The 12194-nt window shown below is 30.2% G+C and carries 13 protein-coding genes; all 13 read left to right on the top strand.

Features of this window, described 5'->3' with window-relative positions; translation table 11 throughout:
* Nucleotides 1–54 precede the first annotated feature (54 nt).
* Nucleotides 55–960 (top strand): translation elongation factor Ts, encoded by a 906-nt coding sequence (tsf, locus tag GFJ41_RS10720; RefSeq protein WP_025161577.1) that lies wholly within the window; start codon nt 55–57, stop codon nt 958–960.
* Between the two features lie 66 nt (nt 961–1026).
* The gene (gene pyrH, locus GFJ41_RS10715; RefSeq protein WP_021429515.1) at nt 1027–1731 is read left to right on the top strand and encodes a UMP kinase; all 705 of its coding nucleotides are present in this window, start codon (nt 1027–1029) and stop codon (nt 1729–1731) included.
* Nucleotides 1732–1755: 24 nt separating this feature from the next.
* Nucleotides 1756–2313, top strand: coding sequence for a ribosome recycling factor (gene frr, locus GFJ41_RS10710; protein WP_021429446.1), 558 nt, complete (start codon nt 1756–1758; stop codon nt 2311–2313).
* Nucleotides 2314–2315: 2 nt separating this feature from the next.
* Entirely contained in the window at nt 2316–2519 is a 204-nt protein-coding gene (locus GFJ41_RS10705) for a hypothetical protein (RefSeq protein WP_035114975.1), read from the top strand.
* 30 nt (nt 2520–2549) lie between these two features.
* Nucleotides 2550–3284 carry an undecaprenyl pyrophosphate synthase gene (gene uppS, locus GFJ41_RS10700; RefSeq protein ID WP_021429498.1) on the top strand — a complete coding sequence of 245 codons (735 nt, stop codon included), beginning with the start codon at nt 2550–2552 and terminating at the stop codon, nt 3282–3284.
* Between the two features lie 12 nt (nt 3285–3296).
* The gene (locus GFJ41_RS10695; protein ID WP_021429455.1) at nt 3297–4073 is read left to right on the top strand and encodes a phosphatidate cytidylyltransferase; all 777 of its coding nucleotides are present in this window, start codon (nt 3297–3299) and stop codon (nt 4071–4073) included.
* A gap of 64 nt (nt 4074–4137) precedes the next feature.
* Complete coding sequence (locus GFJ41_RS10690) at nt 4138–5289, top strand: 1-deoxy-D-xylulose-5-phosphate reductoisomerase (protein ID WP_021429534.1); 1152 nt, start codon at nt 4138–4140, stop codon at nt 5287–5289.
* 12 nt (nt 5290–5301) lie between these two features.
* On the top strand, nt 5302–6321 hold the full coding sequence (gene rseP, locus GFJ41_RS10685; RefSeq protein WP_206001546.1) for an RIP metalloprotease RseP: 1020 nt from the start codon (nt 5302–5304) through the stop codon (nt 6319–6321).
* Between the two features lie 31 nt (nt 6322–6352).
* Nucleotides 6353–7414, top strand: coding sequence for a flavodoxin-dependent (E)-4-hydroxy-3-methylbut-2-enyl-diphosphate synthase (ispG, locus tag GFJ41_RS10680; protein WP_035114973.1), 1062 nt, complete (start codon nt 6353–6355; stop codon nt 7412–7414).
* A 132-nt stretch (nt 7415–7546) separates the two neighbouring features.
* Nucleotides 7547–9481, top strand: coding sequence for a [FeFe] hydrogenase, group A (locus GFJ41_RS10675; protein WP_035114970.1), 1935 nt, complete (start codon nt 7547–7549; stop codon nt 9479–9481).
* Nucleotides 9482–9555: 74 nt separating this feature from the next.
* Complete coding sequence (locus tag GFJ41_RS10670) at nt 9556–10137, top strand: hypothetical protein (protein ID WP_170075303.1); 582 nt, start codon at nt 9556–9558, stop codon at nt 10135–10137.
* A 15-nt stretch (nt 10138–10152) separates the two neighbouring features.
* The gene (locus tag GFJ41_RS10665; RefSeq protein ID WP_035114966.1) at nt 10153–10755 is read left to right on the top strand and encodes a hypothetical protein; all 603 of its coding nucleotides are present in this window, start codon (nt 10153–10155) and stop codon (nt 10753–10755) included.
* A 126-nt stretch (nt 10756–10881) separates the two neighbouring features.
* Nucleotides 10882–12194, top strand: a 1313-nt coding sequence (locus tag GFJ41_RS10660; RefSeq protein WP_170075302.1) for a HAMP domain-containing methyl-accepting chemotaxis protein, incomplete at its 3' end; no start/stop codon positions are given.

Genomic DNA, 12194 nt, shown 5'->3' with positions numbered 1-12194 from the left:
TTAATGGTAAGGGGGCATACCCTTACCATTAGTAATATATAGGAGGGAATACCAATGGCTATAACTGCACAAATGGTTAAAGAGTTAAGAGAAACTACAGGTGCCGGAATGATGGACTGTAAAAAAGCTTTACAAGAAGCTGAAGGAAATATGGAAAGAGCTATAGATTTATTAAGAGAAAAAGGATTATCTAAAGCTGCTAAGAAATCTGATAGAATAGCTGCTGAAGGATTAGTTGCTATAGAAATGAACGCTGATAACACAGTTGGTGCTATAGTTGAGATAAACTCAGAAACAGATTTCGTTGCTAAAAACGAAGATTTCAAAACTTTCGTTAAAGATGTTGCTGAAATGGCTTTAGCTACTGAGAAAGAAGATGTAGCTGGATTATTAACTGAATCTCACAAAGAAGGAGCTTTATCTGAAGTATTAAACAACAGAATAGCTACTATAGGAGAAAAGTTAGACATAAGAAGATTCGAGAAAGTATGTACTAACGGACAAGTTGCAGGATACATCCACGGTGGTGGTAAAATAGGTGTATTAGTTGAATTAGAAACAGAAGCAAGAGATGCTGACGTATTAGCAATGGGAAAAGATATAGCTATGCAAGTTGCTGCTATGAATCCTAAGTATGTTTCTAAAGACGACGTAGACCAAGACTACATAGCTCATGAAACAGAAATATTAACTCAACAAGCATTAAATGAAGGAAAACCAGCTAATATAGTTGAAAAGATGATAAAGGGAAGATTAGAAAAACAATTAAAAGAAGTTTGTTTAGTAGAGCAAACTTTCGTTAAAAACCCAGATTTAACTATAAAGCAATTAGTTGCAGACGTTGCTAAAAAAGTAGGTTCTGAAATAAAGGTTGCTAGAGTCGTAAGATTCGAAGTTGGTGAAGGTATAGAAAAGAAAGAAGAAAACTTTGCTGAAGAGGTTGCTAAGCAACTTAAGTAATTAACCAAAAGAGAACACTTCGGTGTTCTCTTTTTTAAAAAGTGGATTAACTAAGGAGGATTTCAAATGACAAAGCCGATGTATAAAAGAGTATTACTTAAATTAAGTGGAGAAGCACTAGCTGGAGAAAAAGGATTTGGTATAAACAATGATGTTGTAAATGAGATAGCTAATGCTATAAAACAAATTCAAGGTATAGGTGTAGAAGTAGCTGTAGTTGTTGGAGGAGGTAACTTCTGGAGAGGAAGAACATCAGAAGGTATGGACAGAACTACTGCTGACTACATAGGAATGTTAGCTACAGTTATGAATGCTATGGCTCTACAAGATGCTCTTGAAAACATAGATGTATTAACAAGAGTGCAAACTGCTATAGAAATGAGACAAATAGCAGAACCTTATATAAGAAGAAAGGCAGTTAGACACTTAGAAAAATCTAGAGTTGTTATATTCGGAGCGGGAACAGGAAATCCTTACTTCTCAACTGATACAGCAGCTGCACTTCGTGCTGCAGAAATGGAATCAGAAGTTATATTATTAGCAAAAAATGTTGATGCAGTATATGATAAAGATCCAAAGGTACATGCGGATGCTAAAAAGTTTACAGAACTTAGTTATATAGAAGTTTTACAAAAAGAACTTAAAGTTATGGACTCAACTGCTACATCTTTATGTATGGATAATAAGATACCAATAAAGGTATTTGAACTTTCTACAGAGAATATAATAAAAGCGGTTATGGGTGAAAATATAGGAACTACTGTAAAATAATAAACTTTTAAGGAGGAAAATATAATGAGCGCACAAGTAAAAAAACAATTAGAAGAAAAAATGAATAAAACAATAGAAGCTCTTAAATCAGAATTTACTACAATAAGAGCAGGAAGAGCTAATGCTCAAATGTTAGATAAAATAAGAGTTGATTACTATGGAACACCAACTCCTGTAAATCAAGTAGGGGCAATATCAGTTCCAGAACCTAGAACTTTAATGATAAATCCTTGGGATAAGACTGCTATGGCTGAAATAGAGAAAGCTATAAGAAATTCAGATTTAGGATTAAACCCAACTAATGATGGACAAGTTATAAGAATATCAGTTCCAGCTTTAACAGAAGAAAGAAGAAAAGAATTAGCTAAACAAGCTGGTAAAGTAGCAGAAGAGTTTAAAGTTAGATTAAGAAATGAAAGAAGAGATGCTAACGATAAACTTAAAAAAATGGAAAAAGATGGCGATATAACTGAAGATGATTTAAAGAAATCTCAAGATGAAGTTCAAAAATTAACTGATAAGTTTGTAAAAGAAGTAGATGCGTTATTAAAAGCTAAAGAACAAGATATAATGGCGGTATAATATTGGAAAGTTATTATAACTTATTAGGACTTCATACTGAAGAAGTAGAGAGCTTTTTTAAAAAAGAAAATAAACAATATACTATAACTACTATAAATGGTTACAAAGATCAAGATACTTTAATTATTCCCAGAGTTATTAAAATATCTAAAGTAAGAAATAGTATAGAAATAATACAAACATACTTTGCTGACTCCTTAAAATAGGAGTCAGAAAATTTTATTGGGAGGTAGTTTATGAATAAAAACACTATATATGACATAAACTTAAGTAACGTACCTACTCATATAGCAATAATAATGGACGGGAATGGGAGATGGGCAAAAGAAAGACTCCTTCCAAGAACAGTGGGTCATAAAGCTGGAGTTGAAGCTATAAGAGCTGTAACTAAAGAGTGTTCAGCATTAGGGGTAAAGCACTTAACTTTATATGCATTTTCTACAGAAAATTGGAAAAGACCAAAGTTAGAGGTAGATGCTTTAATGAACCTACTATATACATATCTAAACAAAGAGCTTAAAGAACTACATAAAAATAATGTAAAAATAACAACTATTGGTGATATAGATGTATTACCTGGTAAATCTCTAGATGCTATAAAAAATGCAATTGATATAACTAAAGATAATACTGGATTAAACTTAAATATAGCATTAAATTATGGTAGTAGAAATGATATAAAAAATGCAGTTGTAGATATAGTAAAAAATTGTAAAAGTGGTAAAATAGATATAGAAGATATAACTGAAGATACTATAACAAAATATTTAAGCACTAAGTCTATACCGGACCCAGACTTAATTATAAGAACTAGTGGTGAACAGAGAATAAGTAACTTCTTATTATGGGAAATTGCATATTCAGAATTTTATTTTACAGATGTATACTGGCCTGACTTCGATGGGAATGAAGTAAGGAAAGCTATATATGTTTACCAAAGTAGAGATAGAAGGTTTGGTGGACTTAAGTAAGGAGATTATTTTATGGTTGTAAGAATCATTGCTGCATTAGCGCTAATACCATTATTACTATTTGTAATATATGGGGGGCTACCACTATATATAGCAGAAGCTATTATAGGAATTATTGCATTGGATGAGTTTTATAAGGCATTTAAAAGTAAAAATATACAACCTATAAGTATTTTAGGATATTTATTTGCCGTATACTTGTCTTTAAAGCATATTTTAAATTTGAAAAATGAATACACATATGTAATTGTATTTTTACTATTTTTGGTAGGAATAATTTATATTTTATCAGGCAAGAAAAATATTATAGATTTTTCTATAACATTTATAGGGATATTTTATGTTCCTATATTCTTAGATTATATAGTTTTAACAATTAATGATTTTAAATTAGGTGCAATTTATGTATGGTTGATATTTATTATATCATTCATGACAGATACATTTGCATATTTTAGTGGGTATTTATTTGGAAAACACAAACTAATACCTACAATAAGTCCTAAAAAGACAATCGAAGGCAGTATTGGTGGAATTTTAGGATCTACAATTTGTTGTGTAATATTTGGCTATATCTTTAAGTTAGATATACCCCACATGGTTTTAGTGGGAAGTATAGGAAGTATTGTAGCACAATTTGGAGATCTATTTGCATCAGCTATAAAAAGATACGTAGGAATAAAAGATTATGGAAAATTAATACCAGGACATGGTGGTATATTAGATAGATTTGATAGTGTTATACTAGTAGCACCATTTGTTTATTATGCAATATATTTATTTATTTAGCTTCAGGGGTTTCTGAAGCTTTAATTGTATAATATTTAAATTATCAGAAAGGAATACAAAGGCAATGAAAAGAATATCAATATTGGGGTCAACAGGTTCTATAGGAACTCAAACGTTAGATGTAGTGAGAAAAAATAAAGATAAGTTTGAAGTAGTAGCTATATCTGCAAATAGTAGCATAAATTTATTATTAGAACAAATAACTGAATTTAAACCAAAGTATGTTGCTGTATACGATGAAGATAGTGCTAAAGCATTAAAAAATATGATACCAAGCGATATAGATATAAAAGTTTTAAGTGGAATGGAAGGCTTGGTACAAATATCATCTTTAGATGAAATAGATGTACTTTTAACTGCTATAGTAGGTATGATAGGTTTAGTGCCTACTCTCGAGGCAATAAAAAAAGGTAAGACTATAGCACTTGCAAACAAAGAAACTTTAGTTACAGCAGGTCAATTAGTAATGGAAGAAGCTAAGAAAAGAAATGTAGATATACTTCCTGTAGATAGTGAACATAGTGCTATATTTCAATGTTTAAATGGTGAAAATAACAAAGAAATAGATAGTATAATTTTAACTGCATCAGGAGGACCATTTAGAGGTAAATCTAAGCAAGAACTAGAACATGTAACTAAAAATGAAGCATTAAAACATCCGAATTGGAGTATGGGAAGAAAAATCAGCATAGACTCATCAACTCTTATGAATAAAGGATTAGAAGTTATAGAAGCTAAATGGTTATTTAATGTAGAACCGGATAAAATAGATGTAGTGGTTCACCCCCAAAGTATAATACATTCTATGGTTCAGTTTGTAGATAGTTCTATAATTGCTCAGATGGGATGCCCTGATATGAAATTACCTATACAGTATGCTCTAACATATCCAAATAGACTACTTAATGATTTTGAAAGATTAGATTTTTCTAAACTAAGCAGTTTAACATTTGAAAAGCCAGATTTAAATACATTCCCATGCTTGAAACTAGCTTATGATAGTTTAAAAATGGGAGGTACATATTGTGCAGTATTAAATGCGGCAAATGAAGTTTTAGTAAATGAATTCTTAGAAGATAAAATTAAGTTTTACGATATTCCTAAGTATATTGAAAAAACGTTAGAAGCACATAAAAGTATAGAAAAACCGACATTAGAAGAGATATTACATATAGACAATTGGAGCCGTGAGTTTGTAAAACAGTGTATAAAATAGGATGGTGAAAATATGAATATAATAACTATATTAATAGCTATTTTAGCTTTTGGTGTGATAGTTTTTATTCATGAACTTGGACACTTTTTATTTGCAAAAAAAGCAGGTGTTAGAATTCATGAATTTGCTATTGGTATGGGACCGAAAATATATAGCTTTAAAAAAGGTGAAACCGTATATAGCATAAGGCTACTTCCTCTTGGAGGATATGTTGCTATGGAAGGTGAAGATGGAGACTCGAATGATCCAAGAGCATTTGGAAATAAGAGTATACTTCAAAGGGCAAGTATATTATTTGCAGGACCATTTTTTAATATATTACTTACAGCTGTGATTTTAGCTGGTATATACATGTATCAAGGAATGCCAAGCACAACATTGAAAGAAGTTATAAATGGAAGTGTTGCTCAAAAAGCTGGTATTCAAGCTGGGGATACTGTAACTGAAATCAATGGTAATGATATAAAAAATTGGAATGAGTTAAGCAAAAACATTCAAGATTCTAAGGGAAAAGAGTTAAAATTAACTATTGATAGAAATGGAAAAGAAAAAGAAATAGAGGTTACTCCAGAGTCTAAAGAGGGTAACTATATAATAGGTATATATCCAGAAAATAAAAAAGATATTCTGGGATCATTTGGAATGGCTATAAAATCAACAATAGCTATGTTAAGTCAAATGATTGCATTTTTAGGTAAATTAATAACAGGAAATTTACCAGGTGGATTAGAAGGGTCAGTTGCAGGACCTATAGGTGTAATAAGCATAGTTGCAGATGCTACAAAAGTAGGTGTAATTAATGTGTTATATTTAGCAGCTGTAATAAGTTTAAACTTAGGAGTATTGAATTTACTTCCTATACCAGCTCTTGATGGAGGAAGATTATTCTTCTTATTTATAGAGTTTTTAAGAGGTGGGAAAAAGATAGATCCAGAAAAAGAAGGTATGGTAAATCTAATTGGATTTGGAGCATTAATGGTGTTTATGTTATTTGTAACATATAAAGACATAGTTAGATTAGTTGGAATGTAGCAACGTTTTACTAGAAAGTGAAGGTGAGATTATGAGTTACGAAAGAAGACTTAGTAGAGAAGTTAGTGTAGGAAGTTTAAAGATAGGTGGGAATAATCCTATATCTATACAATCTATGACAAATACAGATACAAGAGATGCAAAAGCTACAATAGAGCAAATTAAAAGATTAGAAGAAGTTGGATGTGATGTAGTTAGAGTCGCTGTTCCAGATATGGAAGCTGCTAAAAATATAGGTGAAATTAAGAAAAATGTAAATATACCTGTGATTGCAGATATACATTTTGACCATAGGTTAGCTTTAGAGGCTATTGACCAAGGGGTTGATGGAGTTAGAATTAACCCAGGAAATATAGGTAGTATAGAGAAAGTTAAGATGGTTGTAAATAAATGTAAAGAAAAAAATCTTAAAATAAGAATAGGTGTAAATGGAGGTTCATTAGAAAAAGAACTTCTAGAAAAGTATGGATCTGCTACAGCTGAAGCTCTTGTAGAAAGTGCTCTTGGGCATGTTAAAATACTTGAAGATTTAGATTTTTGCAATATTGTTATATCGCTTAAATCATCTGATATTTACAAAACTATAGCGGCATATGAACTTATATCTAAAAAAGTTGATTACCCTCTTCATATAGGGATAACAGAATCAGGAAGTGTAAAAAAAGGAACTATAAAATCTTCTATAGGAGTAGGTGCTCTTTTATTAAAAGGAATAGGAGATACTATAAGAATATCTCTGACAGGAGACCCTACAGAAGAAGTTATAGTAGGTAAAGAGATACTTAGAAGCTTGGATTTACTAAATGATAAAATAAAGGTTATATCTTGCCCAACATGTGGAAGATGTAATATAGATCTTATAAGTGTAGTAAATGAAGTTGAAGAAAAAATCAATAAAGTAGATAAGGATATGACTGTTGCTATAATGGGATGTGCAGTTAACGGTCCTGGAGAAGCTAAAGAAGCAGATATAGGAATTGCAGGAGGAAAAGGGGAAGGATTATTATTTAAAAAAGGTGAAATAATCAGAAAAATAAAGGGCGATAACTTAGTTGAAGAGTTGTTGAATGAGATAGATAAATTTAATAAATAATAAAAAGTTAAGTTGAGACATTATGTTTCAACTTAACTTTTTTTTTACAAAAATTAATTGGAATATTATGTTACAATAATGGAGAAGTTAATTAATAATGTAAATTTAATTTCTATTTAAGGAGAGTTCAAAATGGGAGATAATAAATCAACAATAATTCAAAGTTCATTGGGATCTGTTTTCACAGTGTTTAGTGAAGAAGAGCTAAAGCAAATTACTGATAGTAGTAGAAAGATTGCTATTTCAGGTAAAATAAATAACCCCGGAATTATAGAAGTTCCGGAAAGTGCAACACTTAAGGATATTATAGATTTAGCTGGAGGAATAATAAAAAATAGAGATTTTAAAGCAGCTCAATTAGGAATTCCATTTGGAGGTTTTTTAACAGAGGATAGTTTAGACAAAGAACTAGACTTTACTTTGTTTAATTCAGAGTGTAGTAGAACCATAATAATTCTTTCTCAAGAAGACTGTATAGTTCAGTATGCTAAATTCTACATAGATTTCTTAATGGGAAAAATGAAAGATGATAAATTTAAAAAATATGCAAAAGTTAAAAACGAAATAATGGAAATGTGGAAGATATTAGATAGAATTAGTAAAGGTAGATCTAATATGAGAGATATTTTCATATTAAGGGAACTTGCAAATGAAGTAAAAGATACTTTAAATCAAAAACACAATATAATGCAAGAAATAATAGATAAGTTTTATGAAGAAATAGAAGAACATATAGAAGATGAAAAGTGCTATACAGCTCAATGTAATAATCTTGTTAAGCTTACAATAACAGGTAAATGTATAGGATGTGGAGCGTGCAAAAGAGCTTGTCCTGTTGATTGTATAGTAGGAGAAAGAAAAGAACAACACTATATTGACTACAATAGATGTACTCATTGTGGGCAATGTATAGCATCATGCCCAGTTGATGCAATAACTGCTGGAGATAATACTCTTAAATTTTTAAGAGATTTAGCTACTCCTAATAAAATTGTAATTACTCAAATGGCACCAGCTATAAGGGTAGCTATAGGAGAAGCATTTGGATTTGAACCAGGGACAAATGTTGAGAAGAAAATTGCTGCTGCACTTAGAAAGTTAGGTGTAGACTATGTATTTGATACTACTTGGGCAGCAGACCTTACAATAATGGAAGAAGCAGCGGAACTACAAGAAAGATTAGAAAAACACTTCGCAGGGGATGAAGATGTTAAGCTTCCAATACTTACATCTTGTTGTCCTGCTTGGGTTAAATTTATAGAACAAAACTACGGAGATATGTTAGATGTTCCATCAAGTGCAAAATCACCAATGCAGATGTTTGCTACAGTTGCTAAAGATTTGTGGGCTAAAGAAGAAAAAGGGCTTAGTAGAGATGAAGTAACATCTGTAGCTATAATGCCATGTATAGCTAAGAAGTATGAGGCATCAAGACATGAATTTTCAAGAGGTCTAAACTATGATGTAGATTATGTTATAACGACTAGAGAACTTATAAAAATATTTGAAGACTCAGGAATTGATTTAAAAGAAATTGAGGATCAAGAAATAGATCAAGTTTTAGGTGAATATACAGGAGCTGGAATAATATTTGGAAGAACTGGTGGTGTAATTGAAGCTGCAACTAGAACAGCAATAGAAAACATGACTGGTAAAAAGTTAGAAAATGTAGAATTTACTTGCTTAAGAGGATGGGATTCATTTAGATCATGTGACTTAGAAGTAGATGGAATAAAGCTTAGAATAGGAGTTGCATATGGACTAAAGGAAGCTGGTAAAATGCTAGATAAAATAAGAGCTAAAGAAGAATTTTTCCATGCAATAGAGATAATGGCGTGTCCAGGTGGATGTGTAGGTGGCGGAGGTCAACCTAAAGCTAAAAAAAGAATTGAAAGTATAGAAAAAAGAGCAGAGGGATTAAACAACATAGATAAATCATCTGATTTAAGAGTATCAAAGGAAAACCCAGCGGTACAAGCTATTTATGATAAATATTTAGGAAAACCATTGAGTCATAAGGCACATGAACTTCTTCATACAAAGTACTTTGTTAAAGTAAAAAAATAAATATTTCATTTAGATAAATAAAATTTGATTTTATAGGGATAATATGAATGTAGTCTGTTGGAAGGAGAATTTTTATGCGTAATATTAAAATATTATCAATGATTTGTATCATAATTGGTAATGTTTTATTAGGTGGATGTAGTTTTTATAAAAGTACTAATCATAATTCAAACAATAATGAAAGTGTTAATCAAAATGGATTAAGCATCTTTGAATATAATGAGCAATTTACTAATTCATATAAAAAATATATAGAACCTCTATATATAGAAGAATTTGATAATGCTGAAAAGTTTTTGAAAAATCAAGAACTAACAAGTAATACAGACTATCTTGATGAATACAAAAATTTACTAATAATATGTGAAAGGCATATATCAGGATTTAAGAAAGATATGAATAATTTGGTAATGCAAGATTTAAAACTCACGGATATGAATAATGATTTAGTAGAAAATAGCAATATTTTAATAGCTGAAATAAATAGTAAGATAAATGCTTTGGAATCCATCCCCAGCGAAAAACATTCTTTAGATTCAGAGAGTTTTATAGATTATATAGAATCAAATTTTCAAATATCTGAAAGAATTACGGATAAGTTTGAAAATTCTATAAAAAGTATAAAAAGTTATTTAAATATAGAATTAAACAAATAAACTTGGAGGTAAATCATGAAATATTCAAAACTTGTAATGTTAGGATTAATAGGAGTACTTACTTTTGGAGCTGTAGGATGTACAAATAAAACAGCACAAAACACAGAAGAGAAAAAGGTAACACAATCAACAACTGAAAATTCAGACAAAAAATATACAGATATGACTTTAGAAAATTACAAGACAGAGTTTGGAAAGTTATATCAAAGTAATATGGCTAGATTAGATAACTACAATGGTTATGAGCAAATAAGAGTAGATGAAGCTACAAAAGATTACCCAGGAAATGAAAAATATGTAGCAGATTTAAAGAAAGATTATGAAGAAAGCAAGAAGAAAGTCGATGAATTTACAACATCACTTAAAAAAGTTGATACTAAAGATCCTAAAGTTAAAGAAATGAATGATAAATTAATATCTGAATCAGAAAAATTAAGTAAAGAATTAGATACTAGAATAAAAAAATTAGGTGAACTACCAAGTGATTTAATGGCTAAATCAGAGGTTGAATTTAGACAAGGATTAAGTGATACATTAAAAGTTGATGAAAATGTAAAATCAGATTTTACTAAATTTATGAATGACACAAAAGAATTCTTTGGAGTAAAAACTAAATAGATAAAAAAATAAAAAAGGCTTTATAAGCCTTTTTTATTTTTATTAAATAAAATCTAAAGTGTTAAAGCGTTTGTCCGTATCATAATTACAAATAAATTAAAAATTAAGGGGTAAGGAGATACGTTTATGAGAAACTGGAAAATAAGTAAAAAATTAATTATATCTTTTGGTATTTTATTAATTATTACAGCATGTTCAAATTTTTATGCTATAAATAATCTGAGAAAATCAGAAAAGCTAAGCAATCAGTTATTTGAAGGACCTTATAAATCAACAAATCAAACTATGAAAATTCGTAGAGATTTAGTTTCTATTGGGAGGAATATGGGAAATGCAATGATAGAAAAAAGTCCGGAGTATTATGGAAAGATAGTACGAGAAGACTTTGATAGCGTTGAGGAAAATATAAAGTTACTTAAAAGTTCATTTGATGGAGATAAAAAATTAATAGATGACATTGAATCATCTATTGTAAAATTTAGGGAGCAATTTGAAATAGTTCAATCGGCTATGGAAAGAGGAGACTACAATGGAGCTATAAAAATCACTGAAAAAAACACACCATATTGGGAAGTTTATAACAAGTGCGTTGAAACAGCAACAGCTCTTAATGAAAAGGCCGAGGCTAGAGGAATAGAGTTTAATAAAGAGGTAAAATCAGTTTCTTCAAAAGCTACTTATATATCAATAGCCAGCAGTATTTTTGCCATAGCAGTAGGGATAATAATATGCATATACATAACAAGAAGTTTAAAGAAACCTATAGAAGAACTTGAAGTAGCAGCTAATAAAATGGCTAGTGGAGATTTTGATATTTCGGTAAGTTATGAATCGAAAGATGAACTAGGAACTTTATCAAGTAGTATGGATAAAATGAGTAGAGAAATAAAAGAAATTATAACTGATACAGTTAGAGTTTTAGGAGATGTTGCATCAGGGAACTTTAACACAGAGACAAATGCAAATTACATAGGGGTTTTTAAATACATTCAAAATTCTATAAATAAAATAACAATTGATTTAAGTGAGACAATGGAACAGATAAATACTGCAGCTGAAGAAGTAGGAGCCGCATCAGATCAAGTTGCCAGTGGATCTCAAATGCTATCACAAGGAGCAACAGAACAAGCAAGTGCAATCGAAGAATTATCTTCTACTATAAATGAAATATCTGAAAAGATAAAAGGAACTTCAGAAAATGCAAAGCAAGCGAACTCTTTAACTTTAAATGCGGCAAAACAAGTTCAAGAAGGTAATGATCAAATGAAAGAAATGATCAAGGCAATGGAAGATATAACATTTACATCAAATGAAATTGGAAGAATAATAAAGACAATAGATGATATAGCATTCCAAACTAATATATTAGCATTAAATGCAGCAGTAGAAGCAGCAAGAGCAGGAGAAGCTGGTAAAGGATTTGCAGTAGTTGCAGATGA

Source organism: Paraclostridium dentum (assembly GCF_012922555.1).
GTDB classification, from domain to species: Bacteria; Bacillota; Clostridia; order Peptostreptococcales; family Peptostreptococcaceae; genus Paraclostridium; species Paraclostridium dentum.
This window is presented reverse-complemented; position numbering and strand designations above follow the sequence as displayed.